This window comes from Celeribacter baekdonensis B30 (assembly GCF_000299875.1).
GTDB classification, from domain to species: Bacteria; Pseudomonadota; Alphaproteobacteria; order Rhodobacterales; family Rhodobacteraceae; genus Celeribacter; species Celeribacter baekdonensis_A.
The window spans coordinates 1-23,375 of sequence record NZ_AMRK01000008.1 but is presented as its reverse complement, the minus strand read 5'-3'; the positions used below and the strand labels follow the sequence as shown (position 1 = coordinate 23,375).

Below are 23,375 nucleotides of genomic sequence, written 5' to 3'. Positions count from 1 at the left end.
GTGCAAGTGCGGCACGATTGTCTTTTCCGAAAACCCTGTTCTTTTTACTGAAAAGCTCTTCTGGTTTTCGCGGAAACTATGTCAACCTGTTTAAATTATGAAGTTTTTTAAGTATTCGGAAAGGCGATCAATTGCCGCGCGCTCACTGTTTCCAAATACAATTAGCCCGCTCTTTTCAACCCAAGTGTTATGACTTGGCGTGAAGCCAAATGTCGCCACCAGCCGTTTTGCGCACCCGTGCCGGCTTTTCTCTTCGCCGCGCCGCAGTAGATCCATGGCAAATAATTCCATGCCCACATATCGCCATGCGTATGATGGCCTCCCACCTTTGTTCCTAGGAGGTGGCGCGGTTTCCGTATTTGGTGAAGCGACCTCCTCAGGAGTGGGGCGAATAAGTGTGGGAACTGCAAGGGAACGGCGCATCCGTTCCGCAGTCTCCGCTAAACTATCTGAGAGAGAGGTAAGCGCGGGGGGATTTGGAACAGAAAAGCTGTTTGCGATCTGGTCAGACAAACCCTCTGGCCATTGGATGGTGTTCTTAAGGTCGAAACCTTGAAATTGCGAAGAGAGGCGATTGGCAAAATCCGGTGGGATTGCCTCAGAAAGCCGTGTGTGCATTTGCTCTATAGATTGAGCCGCCCGCGCCATTTCCGCAAATGCGCTGTCGTCAAACATTTTAATTGCTGTGTTCATGTGCCCCCACACTCCCCGTACTCACGCGTTTAGAAGCGGGCGACAATGGCGCGTGAGGTCTGCCATGTTCGGGAGCTACCCTAGCCGCCCACACTGCAATATCTCACACCTGGGGCGGACTTGGGAAGTCTGTGGATAAGTTTCTGTGCGTCGGCGGACCTCATCGCCAAGACACTATATGTTGTGTTTCGTGAAGTCGGAAAAACAGGCGATTTAAGGCGATTTTTGACACCCGCCCAGCGCGGGGCGCTCTTTCATATTCTTGCATCAGGGTGCGCTGGGCGGGTTTGGCGGCTGAAAAAGGTAACAAGTAACAAAACCCAAACTCTTGGTCACAAAAAATAGTTACGATATTTTATATTAAAATCAATAATTTGATGGTAAAGTAACGGGGTAACAAAAGTAACGCGGTTTTTGAGTATGTGCGAGGGCGAAACGGCGTGGGAGCGGCCCCTAGATATTGATTGGCCGGGCAGGTGCCGCCCCCTAGATATGCCGCTCAGATCATCCTCTTTTGGGCAACGGGATCACCTCAGCGCCGCCGTCTCCGCCGCGCATTGCGTCAGAAATCCGGGAGGCGATTTGACCCGCCGCCGCCTTCTGAGGATCGTCCGCAAGGTGAGCGTATCGCTGTGTGGTTTGCGTTTCGCGGTGGCCCAGCAAAGCGCCAATCATCGGCAGTGACATGCCCCCGGTGACCGCGACCGATGCAAAGGCGTGACGCAGATCGTGGAGGCGCACGTCCTCAAGCCCAGCCGCCGTGCGGATCATCAACCAAGGGTCTTTGAGGTTCACTAGAGGGGCCTCAGGGTTTGAGGCGTCACCGCCCCGGATCACAAAGCCTTTGCCGTCTTCGGGCCGCTTTGAGAGGTTCAGAACCTCAAGAGCCGGGGCAGGGAGTTGCAACACCTTTTTTCCGGTCTTTGAGTCCGGCAAGTTTGCGCGGCCTGTTTCGGCGTCGATGTATTCCCAACGGAGGGACAAGATTTCGCCAACACGGGCACCCGTGAAAATCAAGAGGCGGATTGCGCGGATGGCTTCGGGGTTCACTCTAATCAAGCGATCCCGGCCCGCCTTTGTCTGCGTCATGGGTTCGCGTTCTGCCCGCGTCAGGGTCTCCCCCAAGCGCTGGAACTCCGTCGCGCTTAAAAAGCGTTCCCGTGCCTTTTCTTTGAAGCGTTCGACCTTATAGCAGGGATTGGAGTTGTCGGGCCGCATCCCCCAGACTTCGGCAAGGTTGAACGCCTTCGAGAGTGTGGCAAGGGCGCGGTTGGCTTGGTAGGGCGTGGCGGCAAGCGCGTTGTGAAATTTGGCAATGTCCGGGCGGGTCACGTCAGCCACCTTGAGCTTGCCAAGTGCGGGGACGATTATCTTGTCCACCTGCCGCTCAATATCCGCCGCTGTGCTTTCCTTGTTCTTTCTTTTGACGTGATCCCTCACATAGCTTTCCAGAAGCTCTTTGACGGTGGGCGCTTTTCTTGCGTCCGCTTTGTCCGTTGCCGGATCACCGCCCTGCGCCACCTCAGAGGCCCAAACGCGGGCCGCGTCACGCGCTTGCTCAGGGGTTAGGGTTCCATGAGTGCCAATCACAGCCCACCGCACACGGCCCGCACGTCCGCCGCCGATGCGATATTTGAGGACATAGGTTTTCTTACCTGTGGGAGAGACGCGAAGGCCAAAGCCCGCGATCTCACTATCCCAGAGGATATATCGCTTTGGCTGAACCTTGGCGGCGTCAACAGTGCGTTTTGTGAGCTTGGTCATTGTCGGGCCTTTCATGTTCTGGCTACCACCGGGCTACCACGCGGCTACCACCGGGCTACCACGGTGCAAGAAAGTCAGTGCAAGCCCATGTGGTGAAAGTACGACATTAATCTTTATAAAACAATAGACTATGCACCTATATGCAAGACCGCGCATTTTGGAGAAAAGTCGGGACCTAGAGATTGTGGATCAGGAGGTCCCCCGTTCGAGCCGGGGTGGTGGTACCACTTTTACCCATCCGTTTTATGTGACGCATCTCTATGTGACGCATCAGGGCTGTCGTGCTATTCGGCGTTATTTCAGCAACACCGTCTGGCGCAGCGCGCCGGTTTCAGCGCTGTAAATCAAGATCGCATCATCGGTGACAATTGCCACCCAGTCGTCTCCACGGGTGAAGGCGGTGGGGTTCACGCCCTCGGGCAAAGTGATCGTCTCTGGCAGATCAAACGAGATCGCAGGCGTGCTTGGCGTATTCATGTCAGGGAAACGGGTGACAAGCAGTCCAATCAGGACTAGAAACCCGCAAATCATCACGACCAAAAGCCCGGTGACCAGCCGACGCAACAGCGTCAATCCCGCCATGTCTTTTGGGTCCAACTCAATCGGATCACTCATGTCTGTCACCACCGTTGCTTTCGTCATTGCGGACAACCCGCCCAAACGCCTTGATAAGGCGATTGCCCGCGATGTGCCAGAAGAAGCCACGCTGTCGCGCTCGCGCCTGGCAAAATTGCTGGCCGAGGGGGCGATCACCGTCAATGGCGTGGTGGCGACGGACCAGACCGGTAAAATCGCGGCGGGGGATCGGGTTGAGATCACTGTGGAACAGGCTGCCGACGTCGAGATCGTCGCCGAAGACATCGCTTTGGAGGTGATCTATGAGGATGACGATCTGATCGTGATCAACAAACCCGTCGGTATGGTGGTGCATCCCGCGCCGGGCTCGCCGTCGGGCACCTTGGTCAATGCGTTGATGTATCATTTCGGTGACAACCTGTCGGGCATCGGCGGGGAAAAGCGCCCCGGCATCGTGCACCGGATCGACAAGGACACATCGGGGCTTTTGGTCGTTGCCAAATCGGACAAGGCGCATCAAGGCCTTGCCAAACAATTCGAAAAACACACGGTCGAGCGCAAATATTATGCGCTGGTGTATGGCATGCCCGACATCATGGACCCGCGTCTGCGCGGCGTCAAAGGCGTGAGCTTTGAAGGCTCCAATGTGATGCGTATCACCACCATGCTGGGCCGTCACAAGGCCGATCGGCAAAAACAAGCGGTGTCGTTTAGCGAGGGCCGTCACGCCATCACCCGCGCGCGGGTGGTTGAGACCTATGGCACGCCTGTGCAGCTTTGCCTTGTGGAATGCTGGTTGGAAACCGGGCGCACCCACCAAATTCGTGTGCATATGGCCCATGCCGGGCATGGTCTGGTTGGCGATCAAACCTATGGCGGGCGGCGCAAGCTCAATCACAAAGCCCTCTCAGAGGTGGCGCGCGATGCCGTCGCGGCCTTTCCGCGTCAGGCGCTTCATGCGGCCGTGCTGGGCTTTGTGCATCCTGTGACGGGCGAGGACATGCTGTTTGAGGCGCCTCTGCCCGAGGATATGCAGGGGCTTTTGGATCACCTCTAATGCGGTGAAACGACGGCTTGGCTGTGGCGTGAGACCAGCAGCCAGAAGGCGAAAAAACTCTCAGACACCAGGGGAATGGCATAGCTGGGCGCAAGGGTTTCGGCAAAGTTTGAGCCCAAAAGTGCCAGCGTGCTGTTGATTCCATAGATCAGCGCCGAGGCCATGAGCAAAGGGGGCAAGACCCGCTTGGTCATAGGCGACAGCAGACCGGAGTGGCACAAAAGCTGCGCCATCAGTGCCGTGTTGAGCGCAAAGAACAGCAAGCCAAGATCATAGCCATCGGCCTGTGCCGCCATGAGCCAAGCGGCCTGATCCGGGGCGTGAAGAGCGGCCAGTTGCAACATCAAAGATCCGGCAATCACCGCCCCCTGTGTCAGCCGAAACACCATGGCAAACAGCGCTTTTTGCGGATCAACCGCGCGAAACACTGCGTAAAACGTCAACGCGACATAGATGTCCGCGCCAATCATCACGCTGTCCAAAAGCGCACTGATCCGCAAGGCCGAGACCGTCTGTGAGAGTGATGTGGCCGACAGGGCCGTGGCGCGAAACATCATTTCGGAACTCAGTCCGGCGAGGATGATGACCCAATAGGCCATCCCGGCTCGGCGTAGTCGGGCGAAGAGTGCGGGGGAGGGCGTCAACATCGGGGACTCCTTCGGGAACAACATGTGATGCCCTCTCATACCTATGCGTTAATATGTGTCATATTGCCTAAATTTGCCATTATGATATTCATATTTGCATGGATAAGCCAAACGCTCCCCTCACCGACTTTCGCGCCGCCCGCTTTGACTGGACCCATGCGCGCGCCTTTTTGGTCACGGCGGAAACCGGGTCCTTCTCCGCCGCCGCGCGGGCGCTCAACATGAGCCAGCCGACATTGGGGCGACAGGTGGCGGCATTTGAGGCGGAGCTTGGCGTGACGCTGTTTGACCGCGTCCCGCGCGGATTGAGCCTGACCCCGGCGGGGCTGGACTTGTTGCCCCATATCCGCGCCATGGGCGCAGCGGCGACCCAGGCGGCACGGGTGGCCTCGGGGCAGGCCACAACGCTTGAGGGCAGTGTGACCTTGTCCGTGTCGGAAATCGTCGCGGCCTACTACCTTGCGCCCGTGCTCAGCGCTTTGCGCCGCTCAGCGCCCGGGTTGCAAATCGAGGTGCTGGTTTCAAACGAGGCCTCCGACCTGCGTCGTCGCGAAGCCGATGTGGCGATCCGGTCCTTTCGCCCGACCCAACCTGACCTGATCGCGCGCAAACTGCGCTCTGAGGCGGTGTATCTCTATGCCGCCAAAGACTATGCCGCCACGCTGGGGCCGGACTCCGCCCATGCGGACCTCTCACGGGCGGATTTCATCGGCTATGACAGCGGCCCGCGCCTGCGTGCGGCACTCTCAACGCTCGGGCTTGAGGTGGCGGAGCGCCAGTTCATGCGCCTGTCAAATTCGCATCTCGTGGTGGCGGATATGCTGTGTGCGGGGTTTGGGGTTGGAATATTGCCGGAGCGGGTCGCTGCGCAGATGGGCGATCTGGTGCGGGTCGGGTCCTATCCGCCGATTCACTATGATCTCTGGGCGGTGGCGCATAGGGAGCTGCGCACTTCTGCACGAATTCGCGCATTGTTCGACTCTTTGGTGCAATATATAACGGTGTAACAGACGGCACATTGCCGTGAGAGGGATGAAATACCGTGGTGTCACGGCGGAATTTGTTTCACCCTTCGTTAGAATTCTGAATGTAGGACGTCATTGCTGCCATCATGTGCAGCCATAAGGTGCCGCCCTTGAAGGGCGCGTGGTGCGATCCTAAGTCAGGATGCGGCGCTTGATGTTAAGTGTTGTAACATGGCGCGCCCCATGTTAAAGGTCATTACATAAGGCGCAGATGACGCGGGAGAATGTGAACGATGAGCAGCTATACCAATTTGCCAGCCCCAAGCCCGGAACAGGGCCTGAACCGCTACTTGCAGGAAATTCGCAAATTTCCGATGCTGGAGCCGGAGCAGGAATATATGTTGGCCAAACGCTGGGTCGATCATGAAGACAGCTCGGCGGCGCATAAACTTGTGACGTCGCACCTGCGCTTGGCGGCAAAAATCGCCATGGGCTATCGCGGCTACGGTCTGCCGCAGGCCGAAGTGATCTCCGAGGCCAATGTCGGTTTGATGCAGGCGGTCAAACGCTTTGATCCCGAAAAGGGCTTTCGTCTCGCGACCTATGCGATGTGGTGGATTCGCGCCAGCATTCAGGAATATATCCTGCGCTCGTGGTCCTTGGTTAAACTCGGCACCACCTCGGGTCAAAAGAAACTGTTCTTTAACCTGCGCAAAGCCAAAGCCCGCATCGGGGCCTTGGAAGAGGGCGATTTGCATCCTGATAACGTCAAACGCATCGCCACCGATCTGGGCGTGACCGAGGACGAGGTGATTTCGATGAACCGCCGGATGTCCGGGGGCGACGCCTCGCTCAATGCCACGGTCGGCAGTGACGACGAAGGGTCGGGGCAATGGCAGGACTGGCTTGAGGATGAAAACGCCAACACCGCCGCCGATTATGAGGCACGGGACGAGTTGGAAAGCCGTCGTGCGCTCTTGGTTCAGGCGATGGATGTGCTCAATGAGCGCGAAAAAGACATCCTGATGCAACGCCGCCTTGAGGATCAGCCGGTGACGCTTGAGGAACTGTCGGGCCGCTATGACGTGTCGCGCGAACGCATTCGTCAAATCGAAGTGCGCGCCTTTGAAAAGCTGCAAAACCGGATGCGCGAGTTGGCGACTAAGGCAGGTATGGAAACCGGGGTCAGCGAAGACGCCTGATCCTCGCGCAGGGTCACAATTGAAGAGATGAAAAGGGGTGGCCAAGGCCGCCCCTTTTTCTTTGCGTTGGTTTGCGTCATGATCGCGCTAACATCGCATAAGGGAGAGAGACATGAGCAATCCAATCCGGTTTGGCGTTTTGGGCGGGGCGCAATTTGCGCTCAACCACATGGCGCGGGCGATTCATGAGGCTGAGGGCGCGGAATTCACAGCCCTTGCCACCTCCTCCATGGCCAAAGCCGCGCCGTTTCAGGCGTTTTGTCCGGGGCTTAAGGTCTTCACTGACTACGATGCCATGCTCGCCTCTGACGAAATCGACGCGGTCTACATTCCTCTGCCCAACCACATGCATGTCGAATGGAGCCTCAAGGCGCTTGCGGCGGGCAAACATGTACTTTGTGAAAAGCCGATTGCGATGAAAGCCGCCGAGATCGACGCGCTGATCGCCAAACGCGATGAAACCGGGTTGCTGGCGGCGGAGGCGTTCATGATCGTCCATCACCCGCAATGGGCGCGGGTGAAAGAGATGTTGGCAGCGGGCGAGATCGGCGATTTGATCCGTGTCGATGTGGCGTTTTCCTTTGACAATCCGGACCTCGACAACATCCGCAACAAGCCCGGTACAGGCGGTGGCGCGATGGGCGACATTGGCGTTTATGCGATCGGATCGGTGCGCTTTGCCACGGGCCAGGAGCCAGAGGCGATCACCTCCGCCAACATCACCTATGAGAACGGTGTCGATGTGACCTCCGCCTTCACCGCGCGCTTTGCGGGCTTTGACTATAGCGCCTATGTCTCCATGCGAATGTCGCCGTTCCAAGAGGTACGGTTTCATGGTCGCAGAGGCGTGATCACCGTCAAAACGCCGTTTAATGCCGGCACCTATGGCAGTGCAGAGGTGCAGATTCGGGCCGCCAATGGCGTCACCCGGATCGAGACTTTCCCGACCGTGCGGCAGTATGTCGTTCAGGTTGAGAATTTTGTGCACTCTGCGCGCGATGGGGCGGACTACCCTTGGAGTTTGGAGAATGCGCGCGGCACGCAAGCGGTGATTGATGCGGTATTTGATGCGGATCAAGGCTAAGCGAGGCGACTCGCGCTATAGTTAAGATGTTGGAAAGGCAAGGAAAGGAGGGTGACATGAGACTGTCCCGAGGTTCTGGCCAAGACGACACAGGCGATCCGCCCGATATGTGAGGCGGTCCGGGATTCTGGAGGGAAACCGGGCTGCGATCAGGAGAGGATGATCCGCGTGGGATGCCCTTCGTGCGATATCAGGGAGGATTTGGCAGGGAGGATTTGGGGAGGTATATATGTGATGGGCGCCCGTTTGGGCGCCCGTGTTTGTTTTGGGGCGTTGTCGCTTTGGCGCGGCTTACTGCGGCAAAACCTGCCCCAGCACCCGCATCATATTGCCACCCATGACCGCCGCGATGTCTGCATCACTCAAGCCCTCATTCATCAGCGCCTGCGTCACCGCGGCCAATTCTGAGACGTCAAAATGGGTCTCCACCGCACCGTCAAAATCCGATCCCAGCGCGATGTGATCAATCCCCACCACGCCAATCCCGGCTTTGATCGCCCGCGCGATGCCTTGGGGCGTGGCGTCACAGGTCACATCCTCCCAATAGCCAATGCCAATCACCCCGCCCGTCGCCGCAATGGCGCGCATCAGATCGTCCTCGAAATTGCGTTTGACCGCGCAATGGGAATGGATGCCGGAATGCGATACAATCACGGGGATGTTTTGATCCGCGACCATCGCCAAAACATCCTGTGCCATTTGGGGCGAGGCGTGGGCGAGATCAATGATCATATGCTTGTCCATCATCTGCGACACCACCTCGCGGCCAAACGGGGTCAGCCCGGCGTTGCCCTCGCCATGCAGCGAGCCACCCAGCGCGTTGTCAAAGAAATGCGTCAGCCCCATCAGGCGAAATCCGGCGTCATAGATCCGATCCAGATTTTCGATCTCGCCCTCAAGCACATGCCCGCCCTCGGAGCCAAGCAGGGTGCCGACCACTTTGGACCCGCCCGTGCGAGCCTCCAGAACGGCGTCCAAATCCTCTTTGGTCAGGATCATATGGACCTGATCAGGGGCTTGTTCGGCGTAGCCCTCCAACCTGCCGGCCATGTAAAGCCCGCGTTCGGTCAGATCGAACCAGCTTTTGATTGGCCACATCTCCGCCATAGCGAGCAAGGTGATGTTGTCGCGCGCATCCGTTGAATTGTGGTCATAATTCTGCCCAGCCGGGCTTTTGGTCACCGTGGTGAGCACCTGCACCGCCACATTGCCCTCACGCAGACGCGGAAAATCGACCTGACCGCGATCGCCGCGCTTCAATAGATTGCGATTCCACATCAGGCTGTCGGTGTGCAAATCACCGATGATCAGACTGTCATGCAGGGTTTGTGCCTCGGGTGAAATCGCGTAGGGGGTATGGGCCACCACCGGGTTTTGACCCTTTTCAACGATGCCGGGGAGCACCCCGAAAAATACAATCGCCGCCGCGATGAGTAAAAGCCCAATCCCACGTCCAATCCACTTGATCATTTGAAATCCTCCCGTTTGCGCGAGCCTAGGGCTGGGCAGGGGGCAGGGCCAAGCGAAACCTCGCGTCAGTTTGTGCCTCTTTTATAGACTGTTTGTCCCGTGCTGGTGCGAAGCGATTTTTGTCTTCGGCCAAACCCTGTAAACTGTCCGGTGAAACATAAAGGAATCACCCATGGCCGACCCGCATGAATTTGATCACGTCATGCCCAACATGTCCTCGTCCGCGCCCAAACGGTTGGAAGAGGTCCAGGAAAACATGGGCGCGCGCATTCTGTTTTCAGTGCTGATCTGGATGATGATGAGCTTTGCTTCGACCATCATCGGGTTCTTGGCGGTGCTTCAGGCGATTGTGCTTTTAACCACGGGTAAAAAACCAAACGCGCGCATCGCCGGATTTGGCACTGATGTTGGCATCTGGTTTGCCAAAGCGACGCGCTACATCACCGCCGATTCCGAGGAAAAACCGTGGCCCTGGTCCGAGTTGGATTGACTTAAACCTCTTGAGATCAAACATAAAAAAGCCCCCGCGCCAAATGGCCGGGGGCTTTTTCGTGGGGCGATGCCGTTAGTCCATTGCTTCCAATTCATCAATAAAGCCTGAGATCATCGACAGGCCCTTGTCCCAGAATTTGGGATCAGAGGCGTCAAGACCAAAGGGTTTCAACAGCTCGGAATGGTGCTTCGATCCACCCGCTTTGAGCATGTCGAAATACTTGTCCTGAAAGCCCTCGGGGGCCTCTTGATAGGCGGCGTAGAGCGCGTTGACCAAGCCGTCACCGAAGGCATAGGCGTAGACGTAGAACGGCGAGTGGACGAAATGCGGCACATAGGCCCAGAAGGTGTCGTACCCGTCCATGAATTCAAACGCCGGGCCCAGAGATTCACCCTGCACCGACATCCAAAGTTGGCCGATCGCCTCCGGGGTCAATTCGCCGCCTTTGCGCGCCTCGTGGAGTTTGCATTCGAAATCGTAAAAGGCGATTTGGCGCACGACCGTGTTGATCATGTCCTCGACTTTTCCGGCCAAAAGCACCTTGCGTTGTGCCGGGTTGGTGGTGTCGGCCAACAGTTTTTGAAAGGTCAACATTTCCCCAAAGACCGAGGCAGTTTCCGCCAGTGTCAGCGGTGTGTCGGCCAAAAGCTCGCCTTGCTCGGCGGCCAGAACCTGATGCACGCCGTGGCCCAATTCATGCGCCAACGTCATGACATCGCGTTGTTTGCCAAGGTAATTGAGCATCACATAGGGATGCGCATCGGTGACGGTCGGATGGGCAAAAGCCCCCGGTGCCTTGCCCGGTTTCACACCCGCATCAATCCAGCCGCGCTCGAAAAACGGCTTGGCGATCTCGGCCATTTTGGGATCAAATCCGGCGTAGGCATCCATCACCATGGCGCGTGCAGTGTCCCAATCGACCACGCGGGTTTCTTCCATCGGCAGCGGCGCGTTGCGGTCCCAGACCTGCAATTTGTCATAGCCCAACCAACCGCGCTTCAACTCGTAATAGCGGTGCGACAGTTTCGGATAGGCGGCGACCACGGCGTCACGCAGCGCTTGCACGACCTCGGGTTCGACATCGTTGGACAGGTGCCGCCCGGTTTGCGGCGTCGGCATCCTGCGCCAGCGATCCTCGACCTCGCCCATTTTGGCCAAGGTGTTGTGAACACGAGAGAAAATCTTGATGTTCTGGCCCAAGACACGAGCCATTTCGCGGGCTGCCGCCTCACGTTTGTCGCGGTTTTGATCCATCATCAGGGTTGATGTGGCCTCAAGCCCAAGCTCCTTGCCCTCCACGGTAAATTTCAGATCGGCGATGGTTTCGTCAAACAGTTTGTTCCACGCGGAGGCACCGACAATCGACATATCGTGCTCATAGCGCTCCAACTCATCGGAAAGCTGGTGCGGGCGCATTTTGCGCATCCGCTCAAAGATCGGGCGATAGCGCGACAGGCCCTCATGGGTCAGCATCGCCTCAATCGTCTCGTCGGGGATGCGGTTCACTTCAAGCGAGAAAAACACCATTGGCGCGGTGTAGGTCGTCAACTTGTCCTGAATGTCGGAAAAGAACGTCGCGCGCTCGCTGTCGACGGTGTTTTGGTAATACAAAAGCCCGGCGAACGATCCCAAACGCCCCGCGACCTGTGAAATCCGTTCATTGCGCAGGATGCACTCATACATGCCCGCACCGTCGAGACCGGCCAGTTTGCCCTCATAATCGCGGGCAAAGGACAGGCAGGCCTCTTCGATCCAATCGAGATCGCGCTTGACCTCGGGGGCGTCGGGGGCGGGGTAGAGGTCGGTCAGGTCCCATTCCGGCAAGTCTCCAAAGGCCGCGTCACCTCCGGTGGCATTGGCGTCGAAAACCATGTTTTGGGCGAATTGGGGCTGCGTGAACCGCATTGCGTCTCTCCGTTTTGTATCTGTGACACAGAGATAGGCATTCCTGCGCCGCGATGCAAAGGATCAGGCGCTTTGAGCGGCAAAAATCGCGGCCAGACGGTCATAAAACAGGGCGCGCGACGCCGGGGTCTCCATTGGAATCTCGTGGCGGCCATGGGGCACCGGCACCAACTCACAGGACGGCCAGCGCGCAACCAGGTCTTTGACCGCAGCGGTGTTGACGATTTTCTCATCCGTGCCCAAGAAACACAGCACAGGCACATCCGGCAGCGGTTGCTCGCGGGCCCAATCGTTTTCCGCAATCGCTTCGCTCACCCAATGGGTCGAGGGCCCGCCAAGGCCCAGATCGGGCTGGGCGATGATTTGGTCGGTCATATAGCGGTACGTCTCGGCGTCGGAGGTCAAAAGATTGTCCTCAAACGGGTGCCAGAGCATATAGGTCTGGGCTTGCGTGCCCGGTGCACGGCGGTTTTGCAGGCCAAGCGCATGTATCACCGGCGAGAGAAAGCGCAGCATGGCCTTTTGGATCGGGGTCAGGCCAATCCCCCACATCGGCGCGGAGAATCCGGCGGCCAGAAAAGGCTTGCCCTCCACCAGCGCGCGCAAGCCAATCGCCCCGCCCATCGAATGGCCGAGGATAAACCACGGTTTTGGCATGGCTTTTGCCTCTGCCAAGGTGATCACCGCGTCGAGGTCTTTTTGATAATCCGGGAAGGTGCCGACATGGCCGATGTTGCGATCCGCCAAAAGCCGGTCGGCAATGCCCTGACCGCGCCAATCAATCGCCAAAGAGGCAAAGCCGCGGGCGGCCAAATCCGCCGCACCGCGCCCATATTTTTCGATGCACTCGGTCCGCCCCGGCAGGATGAACACCGTGCCTTTGCACGTCCCATCCCCCTGATAGGGCCAAAGCGCCGCGCGAATACGCACCCCATCCAATGTGGTCAGCCAATAGGCCGATCCACCCTCAGGTCCTTCGGCCAGATCTGCGAAATAGGGGGCGATTTCCGTCATAGCGCTTACGACAGAACGGAGCCGAGTTGCATCGCCAGCCCCATGTCGCCATCGACGGACAATTTGCCCTGCATAAATGCGGCGGTCGGGTTCACGTCGCCCTCGATCATACCTTGAAAGGTTTCAAGATTGGCGGTCAGGGTCACGTCGGCCACATCGTCAGAGGCGCGCGCGCCCTCGGCGTCGACGACAATCGCGCCTTCGCCTTCGATGACGAATTTCGCCACGCCGGCGTCGAAACCACCGCCCATTTTTTCATTCAGAGCCTCTACCGCTTTGGTGATGACGTCGCTCATTTGGTCTTCCTCCGAAAAATATTATGGCGCGTTTTGTGTGAACGCGGATTTGTGACTTTGACCACGCGCGCCAGAAAGCTACAATCCCAACTGTTATGAAAGCATTACGACAGTTTCTCAAATGTGCCGTTGCGTCCGGGCTGTTTTTTGTCGGGATCGTTGTTTTTTGCACCAGTTCGGCCGCTTTCGCGGCGGATGCGGTGCGCCTGGATGATCTGTTCGACCAATTGTCGCAGGCCGATCCCAATGAGGCGGGCCGGATCGAACAGGACATCGTCGTTGAAATGTCACGCTCTGGATCAGATGCGATGGATTTGTTGTTGGAGCGGGGCCGTGCGGCCACTCAGGCTGGCGATTTTTCCAGCGCAATCGGTCATCTGACCGCGCTTGTCGATCATGCGCCTGAGTTTCCTGAGGCCTATAACGCCCGTGCCACCGCCTATTTCATGGCGGGGCTGTATGGCCCGGCGCTCAAAGACATCGGTACGGTGCTGACCCGTGAGCCACGCCATTTTGGCGCGCTTTCTGGGCTGGCGGTGATTTTGGAGGAAACCGGAGACGAGGCGGTGGCGTTGGAGGTGCTGTATAAAATCCGCGAGATACATCCGCAGATGGAGGGGCTCAGCGCACGCATTGCCGCTCTGGAACTGGCGCTTGGCGGAACAGCGCTTTAAACATCCCTGACACAGACGCCCATTTGGGGCCAAACAGAAAGACCAAAGCGATGAGCGGCGCGATGGGGACGGGGGGGCGCATCACTGCGGTGCTCGGGCCCACCAACACAGGCAAAACCCACTATGCGATTGAACGCATGTTGGCCTATCGCACCGGCGTGATAGGCCTGCCGCTGCGGCTTTTGGCGCGGGAAGTCTATGACAAGATCGTCGCGCGGCGCGGCCCCTCCGTGGTGGCGTTGGTGACGGGCGAAGAGCGGATTGTCCCCGCACGGGCGCAATATTGGGTCTGTACCGTTGAGGCGATGCCGACGGGAATGGGCGCGGATTTTCTGGCCGTTGATGAAATTCAACTCTGTGCCGATCCCGAGCGCGGTCATGTGTTCACCGACCGGCTTTTGAACGCGCGCGGCCTGCATGAGACGCTGTTTATGGGCAGCGATTCGATGCGCTCGGTGATTGCCAATCTGGTGCCCAAGGCGCAGTTCATGCATCGGGATCGATTCTCTCGGCTCACCTATTCCGGTTCGAAAAAGATCAGCCGCATGCCCGCGCGCGCCGCCATCGTCGGATTCTCCGTCGATGACGTCTATGCCATTGCCGAGCTGCTGCGTCGTCAAAAAGGCGGTGCGGCGGTGGTGATGGGGGCGCTGAGCCCGCGGACACGCAACGCCCAGGTCGAGATGTATCAAAACGGCGAAGTCGATTATTTGGTTGCCACCGATGCGATTGGCATGGGGTTGAATTTGGACGTCACCCATGTGGCGTTTTCTTCCACGATTAAATTCGATGGTCGCCGGATGCGCCACCTCGCCCCCAATGAGTTGGCCCAGATCGCGGGCCGGGCCGGGCGCTATCAAACCGATGGCACATTTGGCGTGACGGGCGAGGCGGAGCCATTTGACGAAGAGGTGACCCTCGCCATCGAAGAACATCGGTTTACCCCAATCAAAAAACTCAATTGGCGCAATTCCCGGCTTGAATTCGGCTCTGTCGATGCCCTCATTCAGTCGCTCGAAAAAATGCCGACCGATCCCGCCTTGGTGCGTGCGCGTGATGCCGATGATCTTTTGTCGCTCAAAACGCTGTCCGATCTCAAATCGGTGCGGCCGCGGGTGCGCACCGGGCGCGATGTGAGACTGTTGTGGGACGTGTGCCGAATCCCCGATTTTCGCGGAATCAGTCACGGCGAACACACCACGTTGCTTGAGCGGATTTATGAATTTTTGCACGAATATGGGCGGGTTCCCGACGATTGGCTGGCCCAGCAGGTCAAACGCATTGACCACACGCAGGGCAATATCGACACTTTATCCAAAAGACTCGCCTATATTCGGACTTGGACCTATGTTGCTCAACGCGAAAACTGGGTTGATGACGAAAGCCATTGGCGCGGCGAGACGCGCGCTGTAGAAGACCGTTTGTCGGATGCGCTCCATGGTGCACTGACGCAGAGATTTGTGGACCGGCGGACGAGTGTGCTCCTTCGGCGGCTCAAACAGAAGGAGGGCCTTGTGGCCGACGTGAACGACAAGGGTGAAGTGACGGTTGAGGGCGAGTTCATCGGCCGTCTTGAAGGGTTCCAGTTTATTCAGGACAAATCCGCAACGCCGGATGAGGCAAAGACGTTGGCACAAGCCGCGTTGGCCGCATTGGCACCGGAATTTAGCCTGCGTGCCGACCGGTTCTATAATGCGCCGGACACAGAGATGGATTTCACCGACCAAGGTGGCCTGATGTGGGGCGAACATGCCGTGGGCAAACTGGTTGCGGGCGATGACATTTTGAAACCGCGCGCGGTGGCATTTGTCGCCGAGGGCGCAAGCACGGATGTGGCTGAAAAGGTCCAACGCCGGTTGCAGCATTTCATCGACCGCAAAATCGCGACCCTGTTTGAACCGCTGTTGAACCTGACCCGCGACGAGACCCTGACCGGGCTGGCGCGTGGCTTTGCCTTCCGTTTGGGCGAAAGCTATGGCGTGATCCCGCGCGATCAGGTGGCAACAGAGGTCAAGGACCTGGACCAAGATGCCCGTGGCGCGCTGCGCAAACATGGTGTGCGCTTTGGTCAGTTCACGATCTTCCTGCCTTTGCTGTTGAAACCTGCACCGACCCGGTTGCGGCTTTTGCTTTGGGCGTTGAACGCGAAATTCGACGAATTCCCTGACAGCCCGCCCGCAGGTCTGGTGACCATTCCGGCGGTTGTTGACGCGCCAGAGGGCTATTACGTGACCTCCGGCTATCGTTTGGCCGGGGCCCGTGCGATCCGCATCGACATGTTGGAACGTCTGGCCGATTTGCTGCGTGGACAAGACAGCCGGGGCGGCTTTGAGGCCAACCCCGACATGCTGTCGATCACTGGCATGACATTGGAGCAATTCGCCGATCTTATGGTGGGTCTGGGCTATAAGGCCGAAAAAGGCGAACGCCCCAAGGTCAAAGCCGTTGTGGCGGCTCCTGTTACAGAAGCCCCAGATGCAGAAACCACTGAAGCTGCCGCGCCGGAAGCGACAGATGCGCCCGTTGCGGATACCGTCGCTGAAACGCCTGTGGCGGAAGACGCCGTTGCCGCCGCGCCAGAGGCGGCGGTCATTGCCGATGCGGAGCCAAGCGCGGCCGAGGCCGTGAGTGATGCCGATGTTGAAGCGCCCGTTGAGATGGAAAGCCCTGAGATGGAGGGCTTTGTGACCTTCACCTGGGGTGGCAATCGCAGTGGAAACCGTGGCGGCAACCGGGGCCAAAATCGTCAGGGCGGGGATCGTCAAGCTGGCGAACGCCAAGGCGGCGAGCGTCCGCAGGGCAAAAAATCCGGTGGCAAGCCGCATGGAAAACCCGAGGGTAAAGGCGGCAAACCGCGCCGTGATGGTGGTCGTGATGGGGGCAAAGGCAAAGACGGCAACAAGCCACAAAGCTTCTCCGCCCGCCCGCCGCGCAAAGAAAAGCCGATCGACATGGACAACCCCTTCGCCGCTGCGCTGATGGGTTTGAAAGACAAAAAGTAAGAGGCCCCAATGTCTACGGTGCGCCTATGATGGAAAAGCGGGACAGCCTTCGCCTCGACAAGTGGCTTTGGTATGCCCGCTTTTTCAAAACCCGCAGCTTGGCGGCCAAGATCGTCACAGGCGGCCATGTGCGGGTCAATTCCAACAAAGTGTCGAAAGCTGCCACCACCGTTGGCGCAGGGGATGTTTTGACCTTTGCGCAGGGCAATCACATCCGCGTCGTCAAGCTGGTCGCCTGTGGCACCCGCCGCGGACCGGCCCCCGAAGCCCAAGCGCTTTACGAGGACCTTAGCCCGCCAGTGGCCCATGTGCCTGGCGATAAGGATTATGTTCCGCCCGCACCGAAATTTGAGGGAAAAGGGCGTCCGACAAAGAAAGATCGTCGCACCGGCCTCCTTTCTCGCCCTGACTGGCTTGAATGATGCGCCCCATCCGGCTAATTGGGTCGGGACTTTAGATTTGGATGAGCCGACATGACCTACGTCGTTATCGAGAACTGTATCGCCTGCAAATACACCGACTGTGTCGAGGTGTGCCCTGTGGATTGTTTCTACGAGGGCGAAAACATGTTGGTGATCCACCCGGACGAATGCATTGACTGTGGCGTCTGCGAACCGGAATGCCCCGCCGATGCGATCCGCCCGGACACCGAGCCGGACATGGAAAAATGGGTCGAGTTCAACCGCAAATACTCCGAAGCCTGGCCGGTCATTTTGGCCAAAAAAGACCCGCTGCCGGGCTATGAAGAAAAAGACGGTGAAAGCGGCAAGATGGAGAAATATTTCTCCGAGGCGCCGGGCGAGGGCTCCTAAGCCCAAGCTATCCACTCTTTGCGGCCCTCAGGAGGGACCGAAAGTGATTCGCGTTTGAAATGGGTCCGATTTCGGGCCCATTTTCGTCTTTAGAGTCGACTCATCCTCTTAAAAACAAGGGGAAGGGGCCTGAAAACCGGGGGGATATCCGGTCCGGACTGCGCGCCGCGCTTTCTTTGGCCCTATTTTTGTGCTATATTGATCAGACCACATCAGGGCATATCAACCTCAACCCCCAAAGCTTGCTTTTCAGGGGATTGGGTTTTTCGCGCCAAATTTAGACCCAAAAGCTCCCTCGGGGCCAGATGGTTCCCGACCTTAGGCTTTTATGTGCGCCGGATTGGGTGAGGCAATGTGAGACCCGTGCCGAGGATAAGCGCCCGATGATGTGCCTAAAAGGTTCCTGCGAGGAAAAAGACTGCAAATGAGCAAGACCAGAAAATTAGACTTCCGCCCCAGTGATTTCGTTGTTTACCCCGCCCATGGCGTGGGTCAGATCGTGTCGATCGAAGAACAGGAAATCGCGGGCATGTCCCTCGAACTTTTCGTCATCTCCTTTGAAAAGGACAAGATGACGCTGCGCGTTCCGACCAACAAAGCGACCGAAGTGGGCATGCGCTCGCTCAGCTCGCCCGATGTGGTCAACGAAGCCATGCGCACGCTGAAAGGCAAGGCCAAGGTCAAACGCGCCATGTGGTCGCGCCGGGCGCAGGAGTATGAGCAAAAAATCAACTCCGGCGACCTGATCGCCATCGCCGAAGTGGTCCGCGACCTGCACCGCACCGACGATCAGCGCGAGCAAAGCTATTCTGAGCGTCAGCTTTACGAAGCCGCCCTTGACCGCCTGACCCGCGAATTCGCGGCCGTGTCCGGCTCGGATGAGACCGAAGCGCAAAAGAAAATCTCTGACGTGCTCGTCGGCCGCGTGGCCGCCGCCTGATCTCGGCTGTGATGTAGACATGATGACCGCCGTAAGGGAGACCTTGCGGCGGTTTTCATGTTGGCGTTGGATGACAGAGTATTTTGAAAGGCTGTTTCTATGGATTTTGATTTCCAAAGTTTGCAGGCGGATACCGTCGCAGTGTTTCAAAAGATTGATGCCGAATACGGCATTCCTGGACGCGCCAAGATTGATTATGCATTGGTTCCCAATGGCGAGGCTGCCGATTGGCAAGCCTGTGAAGATGCATTGAGACGAGCGGGCTATACGGTCAAGAGGTTCGAGGGGGAGGGTTATCTCACGGCGACAACGCAGCCGCTTTCCATGAGTTTGGAAACCGTTTGGTTGCACGAAGAAGAGGTCACTCTTTTGGCGCTGCAATTCGGGTTTTCACCGGATGGATGGGGCTTTACGGGGTTGTCGCCAACAAGTTAAGCCAGCGCCGTAAACACTGTGAGCGCCGCGATCTCGCACAAAACTTGGGTTGCGCCCAAAACATCGCCGGTTTGCCCGCCGATTTTGGACTGCGCGATTTTGGCGGCGACAAAGCTGGTCAGCACGATGGCCGAGGCCGCAATCACGGTCGGAACAAAGCCGACCACAATCCCTGACAGCACCAAAGCCACCATGGCCCCAAGGCTCGCCGCATCGCGTGGCGGACGTCCGGTTTGCACCGAAAGCCCATCGGTGCGGGCATGGGGCAACAGCAGCATCACATAGGGCAGGGAGGCGCGCGACAGCACGGCGGAGGCGATGAGCGCTGTGACGATCACATCCTCATGCGCCAAGACCGAGAGCGCCGAGAACCGCAACAGCAAGGCCAAGCCAAGCGCCAAAACCCCGTAGGTGCCGATACGGCTGTCATGCATGATCTCAAGGCGCTTAAGTCGTTCCCAGCCGCCCCAAAACCCATCGGCGCAATCGGCCAGCCCGTCTTCGTGCATCGCGCCGGTGACGATCACCGCCGCGGCCATGGTGAACCCGGCAATCAACCCCGCGCCCAACTCGAACCAGCCCGCAATCGTTGCCACGGCACCGGGCACAAGCCCGACGGCAAGCCCCGCCACAGGAAAGGCCCATGCCGCCTGTGCCGTGCGGCTGAACCCGGTCTTGACCGGGATGCGCGTCAGGATCGCGAGGCTGGTGGCGATGTCCTCGGCCCGTGGTTTAAAACGCGGTGTAAAACGTGGTGTGTCGGCTTTGGTCATGGACGTCTCCTTTGCGGCAAATCGGTCCTGTCCTTGGTCTGACTCTCGGGATAAAACCCCAGCGACACGAATACAATGCCAGACAAAGACAATGCCCAGACAAAACAATGAGGGAGTGCGGTACATGGCTTTTTCCGATCTTGCCGGATTTGAACGGATTCTGAAACAGGCCCCCGGCCCGGATATGGAGGCGCAAGCCGCAGCGACCGCGCGCAATGCGCAACTGACCAAACCCGCCGGCAGCCTTGGCCGTTTGGAAGAGATCGGCATTTGGTACGCGGCCTGGCGCGGCGAGGGCCGGCCCCGGATTGAAAAGCCACAAGTGGCGATTTTTGCCGGAAATCACGGCGTCACCGCGCGCGGCGTGTCGGCCTTTCCGGTCGAGGTGACCGTGCAAATGGTCGCGAATTTCCAACAGGGCGGAGCCGCGATTAACCAATTGGCGCGCAACGCAGGCGCATCAATGTCTGTGCATGCGCTTGAGCTGGACCGTCCCACCGGGGACTTCACCGAGACCGTGGCGATGTCTGAGGCGGACTGCGTGCGCGCCCTCAAAACCGGCTGGGACGCGGTCGATCCAAAGGCCGATCTTTTGGTCGTCGGCGAAATGGGCATCGGCAACACCACCTCGGCGGCGGCGATGGCCCATGCTTTGTTTGGTGGGCTTGCGGCCGATTGGGTCGGGCGCGGCACGGGCGTGGATGACGCCGGTTTGAAACTCAAAGAAGAGGTCTGTGCGGCGGGCGTGGCCCTGCATGGGGGCAAAGCCCCGCTTGCGATCCTTGCGAGTTTAGGCGGGCGTGAAGTGGCGGCGATGGCGGGTGCGATTGCGCGGGCGCGGGTCTTGCGCATTCCGGTGATTTTGGACGGGTTCATTTGCTGTGTGGCGGCGGCCTGTCTTGAAAAGGCGGTGCCGGGGGCTTTGGACCATTGCATCGCCGGACATCAGTCCGCCGAAGCGGCCCATCGCGCCGTCCTCGAGGCGATCGACAAAGAGCCGTTGGTGTCGCTGGGTCTGCGCCTTGGCGAAGGCTCGGGTGCGGGCTTGGTCATCCCTCTGGTCAAAGGCGCGGTCGAATGCCTGTCGGGCATGGCGACCTTTGCCGAGGCAGGCGTGTCGGCGGGGTAAACGGCGCGTCGGCTGTCACGGCGCGCGGTTTGACGACGCGCGCTCCTGAGGCTCTTTGCTTTTGTCTTTAATTTCCGCACGCTTCTTTTCCAAAAGCGCAATCAATTCCGCCTCAAAATCGGTGGCCAAACTGCGCGAGCGTTCGATATAGGCGGTGTTCTCCGCTGTCGGAATATTCGGGTCCCAAAGCTGTGCCATGATCCGCAACGCCTCGCGGTCATGTTGGTAATAGGCCTGTTCGGTGACTGAGGCGTCGTATTCGGAGAATCCCATCTGTTCCAAGACATAGCGGCCCGCGCGCAGGGAACTGTCGAACATTTCGCGCACGATTTTATCGGCCCCGGCTTGGTATAATTCATAGACATGGATGCGGTCGCGAGCACGGGCGATGATGAACAGATCGGGCCGCTGTTTGCGGGCATAGGCGACCAAATGCACCGCCGCTTTTTGATCATCGAGCGCCACCACCAAAATCTTTGCCGTCTCAAGCCCTGCCGCATGCAAAAGCTCGGGGCGGGTCGGGTCGCCAAAGAAGCCCTTAAAGCCAAATTTGCGCATCAGTTGAATGGTCTTCAGATCGTGATCCAGCACCGTGGTGTGAAAGCCTGAGGCCTGCACCAAGCGGTTCACCACCTGACCAAACCGCCCGATCCCGGCGATGATGATGGAATGTTGTTCGTCGATCTTGTCGGCGGGCTGATCCTCGACCCGGTCGGCCAATTTTTGACGCAGAGCATCATGCAGCATGAAAAACAGCGGCGTGAACATCAAAGACAGCGCAATGACCAGCAACACGCGTTCGGCCAAATAGGTTGATAAGACATGCTGTTGCAGGGCGAAGGTGGTCAAGACCATGCCAAATTCCCCGGCCTGCGCCAGAGAGAGGGCAAAAAGCCATTGCGCCCGTTTGCGCAATGCAAAAATTCGCCCGATGGCAAACAGGATCAGCCCCTTTGACACCATCAACACCACGGTCAGCCCGATGATCAAAATCGGATCGCGAAACAGCACCGTAAAGTTGATGCCGGCACCAACGGCGATGAAAAACAGCCCCAAAAGCAGGCCTTTGAACGGCTCGATCGAGCTTTCCAATTCATGGCGAAACTCGGAGTTGGCCAGGACGACACCAGCCAGAAATGTGCCAAGGGCGGGGGAAAGGCCGACGGAGCTCATCAACAATGCAATGCCGATGACGATGAGCAGGGCCACTGCGGTATAAATCTCGCGCATATTGGCGGCGTGGATGTAGCGAAACACCGGACGGGTCAGAAAGACCCCGGCCAATATGATCGCCGCAACCGCACCCAAAGTCACCAGGGTGACACCCCATGCGGGCAGGCCTTCGACCAAAGACACGCTATGTTCACTGGCCACTTTTGCCAAATCCGATGGACGGCTGATTGAGCCGTCGGGGTTGATGGTCAGGCGCGATCCCGTGGCCAAAAGCGGCATCAGCGCCAACATCGGGATCACCGCGATGTCTTGGGTCAAAAGCACGGAAAACGCCGCGCGCCCACCGCCCGTATGGATCAACTTCTTTTCAGAGAGGGTCTGAAGCACCACGGCGGTTGAGGACAGTGACAAGATCATCCCAAGCGCCAGCCCCGTTTGCCAGTCCAGCCCGGCCCACACCGACGCCCCGGTGATTGCGGCGCCGGTGGCGACGATTTGCAACCCGCCCAGCCCAATCAACCGATTGCGCATCTCCCAAAGGGCGCGCGGGTCAAGCTCAAGCCCAATGAGAAACAACATCATCACCACGCCAAATTCGGCGAAATGCATCAGATCGGTGCTCTGCGAATGCTGCACCAACCCAAGCACTGGCCCAATCATCATCCCGGCAATCAAATAGCCCAACACAGACCCCAGCCCGAGCCTGCGTGCCAAAGGCACGGCGACGACAATGGCAGCGAGGTAAATGACGGCTTGGGCCAACATGCCTTGCATCCGGGGACTCCGATCTGGGGTATCTGTTTGATCTAAGAGGTATAGACCTGCGCGCACACGACAAGAGCACGCGGCTATTTTCCAAAAGATTGTTGCGCTAAGGGCATGCAAAACCACCGCAGCGTCGCCAAAGGCCTGCAATCGGGCAAGCGGCGCTGTGTGCTTTAGCCCGCGACCTCAAGCGTGATGGAGCGGCCGTTTTTCACATAGGTCAGAGAGTCAGAGCCAATGGATTGCACCCGTCCGCCGTCGATCTTGTCGCCGATCTTGACCTTGGCAAAGCGCCCAGATGGCAGACGCACAAGCGCGCGGCGATCCGAACTCGACCCATAGACGCCCATCAGGTTCAAGGCGCGCAGGTTGATCGCATTTTTCACCGTCGCGGCGCGTGCCACGGTGGTGGGGGCACTGGATGGGATTTTGCTGTCGGGCACACGCGCCGTGACTGTCGAGGCAGCGGAGGTTTTCGTTGTGCCCTCATCGGTGGCAATGGCGGC

Annotated in this window: 22 protein-coding genes and 1 pseudogene; 12 read left to right on the top strand and 11 right to left on the bottom strand. The window is 58.4% G+C overall.

What is annotated here, in order from left to right:
- Nucleotides 1-90: 90 nt before the first annotated feature.
- The 3 genes from B30_RS13805 to B30_RS13795 form a co-directional block, all read right to left on the bottom strand.
- On the bottom strand, nt 91-693 hold the full coding sequence (locus B30_RS13805) for a hypothetical protein (RefSeq protein WP_009572724.1): 603 nt from the start codon (nt 691-693) through the stop codon (nt 91-93).
- Nucleotides 694-1,197: 504 nt separating this feature from the next.
- The gene (locus tag B30_RS13800; protein ID WP_009572723.1) at nt 1,198-2,457 is read right to left on the bottom strand and encodes a site-specific integrase; all 1,260 of its coding nucleotides are present in this window, start codon (nt 2,455-2,457) and stop codon (nt 1,198-1,200) included.
- A gap of 294 nt (nt 2,458-2,751) precedes the next feature.
- Nucleotides 2,752-3,072: a DUF6476 family protein gene (locus B30_RS13795; protein WP_009572722.1), complete on the bottom strand. Its 321-nt coding sequence runs from the start codon at nt 3,070-3,072 to the stop codon at nt 2,752-2,754.
- On the opposite strand from B30_RS13795, the gene B30_RS13790 reads away from it, so the two are divergent.
- A complete protein-coding gene (locus B30_RS13790; RefSeq protein ID WP_009572721.1) occupies nt 3,071-4,090 on the top strand; it encodes an RluA family pseudouridine synthase in 1,020 nt (339 codons plus the stop codon). The two genes, B30_RS13795 and B30_RS13790, sit on opposite strands and share 2 nt — an antisense overlap.
- On the opposite strand, the gene B30_RS13785 is transcribed toward B30_RS13790, so the two are convergent.
- Nucleotides 4,087-4,737 carry a DUF4386 domain-containing protein gene (locus B30_RS13785; RefSeq protein ID WP_009572720.1) on the bottom strand — a complete coding sequence of 217 codons (651 nt, stop codon included), beginning with the start codon at nt 4,735-4,737 and terminating at the stop codon, nt 4,087-4,089. The two genes, B30_RS13790 and B30_RS13785, sit on opposite strands and share 4 nt — an antisense overlap.
- Nucleotides 4,738-4,835: 98 nt before the next feature.
- On the opposite strand from B30_RS13785, the gene B30_RS13780 reads away from it, so the two are divergent.
- From B30_RS13780 to B30_RS13770, 3 genes are all read left to right on the top strand, one after another.
- Nucleotides 4,836-5,744, top strand: coding sequence for a LysR family transcriptional regulator (locus tag B30_RS13780; protein WP_009572719.1), 909 nt, complete (start codon nt 4,836-4,838; stop codon nt 5,742-5,744).
- A gap of 251 nt (nt 5,745-5,995) precedes the next feature.
- Complete coding sequence (gene rpoH / locus B30_RS13775) at nt 5,996-6,904, top strand: RNA polymerase sigma factor RpoH (RefSeq protein WP_009572718.1); 909 nt, start codon at nt 5,996-5,998, stop codon at nt 6,902-6,904.
- A 112-nt stretch (nt 6,905-7,016) separates the two neighbouring features.
- A complete protein-coding gene (locus B30_RS13770) occupies nt 7,017-7,988 on the top strand; it encodes a Gfo/Idh/MocA family protein (RefSeq protein ID WP_009572717.1) in 972 nt (323 codons plus the stop codon).
- A gap of 291 nt (nt 7,989-8,279) precedes the next feature.
- On the opposite strand, the gene B30_RS13765 is transcribed toward B30_RS13770, so the two are convergent.
- The gene (locus tag B30_RS13765; protein ID WP_009572716.1) at nt 8,280-9,458 is read right to left on the bottom strand and encodes a dipeptidase; all 1,179 of its coding nucleotides are present in this window, start codon (nt 9,456-9,458) and stop codon (nt 8,280-8,282) included.
- 172 nt (nt 9,459-9,630) lie between these two features.
- Here B30_RS13765 and B30_RS13760 point away from each other — a divergent pair, with 172 nt between their 5' ends.
- On the top strand, nt 9,631-9,948 hold the full coding sequence (locus tag B30_RS13760; RefSeq protein WP_009572715.1) for a DUF4389 domain-containing protein: 318 nt from the start codon (nt 9,631-9,633) through the stop codon (nt 9,946-9,948).
- Between the two features lie 75 nt (nt 9,949-10,023).
- On the opposite strand, the gene B30_RS13755 is transcribed toward B30_RS13760, so the two are convergent.
- From B30_RS13755 to B30_RS13745, 3 genes are all read right to left on the bottom strand, one after another.
- Nucleotides 10,024-11,856, bottom strand: a complete 1,833-nt coding sequence (locus tag B30_RS13755; protein WP_009572714.1) for a M3 family oligoendopeptidase — start codon at nt 11,854-11,856, stop codon at nt 10,024-10,026.
- A gap of 63 nt (nt 11,857-11,919) precedes the next feature.
- Entirely contained in the window at nt 11,920-12,870 is a 951-nt protein-coding gene (locus B30_RS13750) for an alpha/beta fold hydrolase (RefSeq protein WP_009572713.1), read from the bottom strand.
- 5 nt (nt 12,871-12,875) lie between these two features.
- Entirely contained in the window at nt 12,876-13,166 is a 291-nt protein-coding gene (locus tag B30_RS13745; RefSeq protein ID WP_009572712.1) for an SCP2 sterol-binding domain-containing protein, read from the bottom strand.
- 95 nt (nt 13,167-13,261) lie between these two features.
- Between B30_RS13745 and B30_RS13740 the strand changes: the two genes are divergently transcribed.
- The 6 genes from B30_RS13740 to B30_RS13715 all read left to right on the top strand — a co-directional run bounded on the left by B30_RS13740 (nt 13,262) and on the right by B30_RS13715 (nt 19,029).
- Nucleotides 13,262-13,840, top strand: a complete 579-nt coding sequence (locus B30_RS13740; protein WP_009572711.1) for a tetratricopeptide repeat protein — start codon at nt 13,262-13,264, stop codon at nt 13,838-13,840.
- A gap of 50 nt (nt 13,841-13,890) precedes the next feature.
- Nucleotides 13,891-16,842 carry a helicase-related protein gene (locus B30_RS13735; protein WP_009572710.1) on the top strand — a complete coding sequence of 984 codons (2,952 nt, stop codon included), beginning with the start codon at nt 13,891-13,893 and terminating at the stop codon, nt 16,840-16,842.
- Between the two features lie 26 nt (nt 16,843-16,868).
- The gene (locus B30_RS13730) at nt 16,869-17,264 is read left to right on the top strand and encodes an RNA-binding S4 domain-containing protein (RefSeq protein WP_009572709.1); all 396 of its coding nucleotides are present in this window, start codon (nt 16,869-16,871) and stop codon (nt 17,262-17,264) included.
- A gap of 51 nt (nt 17,265-17,315) precedes the next feature.
- Nucleotides 17,316-17,654 carry a ferredoxin FdxA gene (gene fdxA / locus B30_RS13725; protein ID WP_009572708.1) on the top strand — a complete coding sequence of 113 codons (339 nt, stop codon included), beginning with the start codon at nt 17,316-17,318 and terminating at the stop codon, nt 17,652-17,654.
- Between the two features lie 424 nt (nt 17,655-18,078).
- A complete protein-coding gene (locus tag B30_RS13720) occupies nt 18,079-18,594 on the top strand; it encodes a CarD family transcriptional regulator (protein ID WP_009572707.1) in 516 nt (171 codons plus the stop codon).
- Between the two features lie 99 nt (nt 18,595-18,693).
- On the top strand, nt 18,694-19,029 hold the full coding sequence (locus tag B30_RS13715) for a hypothetical protein (protein ID WP_009572706.1): 336 nt from the start codon (nt 18,694-18,696) through the stop codon (nt 19,027-19,029).
- On the opposite strand, the gene cobS is transcribed toward B30_RS13715, so the two are convergent.
- Nucleotides 19,026-19,802 (bottom strand): adenosylcobinamide-GDP ribazoletransferase, encoded by a 777-nt coding sequence (gene cobS / locus B30_RS13710; RefSeq protein ID WP_009572705.1) that lies wholly within the window; start codon nt 19,800-19,802, stop codon nt 19,026-19,028. The two genes, B30_RS13715 and cobS, sit on opposite strands and share 4 nt — an antisense overlap.
- A 124-nt stretch (nt 19,803-19,926) precedes the next feature.
- Between cobS and cobT the strand changes: the two genes are divergently transcribed.
- Complete coding sequence (cobT, locus tag B30_RS13705) at nt 19,927-20,931, top strand: nicotinate-nucleotide--dimethylbenzimidazole phosphoribosyltransferase (protein ID WP_009572704.1); 1,005 nt, start codon at nt 19,927-19,929, stop codon at nt 20,929-20,931.
- A 15-nt stretch (nt 20,932-20,946) separates the two neighbouring features.
- Here the strand turns inward: cobT and B30_RS13700 are convergent, their stop codons facing one another.
- The gene (locus tag B30_RS13700; protein ID WP_009572703.1) at nt 20,947-22,878 is read right to left on the bottom strand and encodes a monovalent cation:proton antiporter-2 (CPA2) family protein; all 1,932 of its coding nucleotides are present in this window, start codon (nt 22,876-22,878) and stop codon (nt 20,947-20,949) included.
- Between the two features lie 164 nt (nt 22,879-23,042).
- Nucleotides 23,043-23,375: pseudogene (locus B30_RS13695) on the bottom strand (hypothetical protein); the annotation flags it as partial.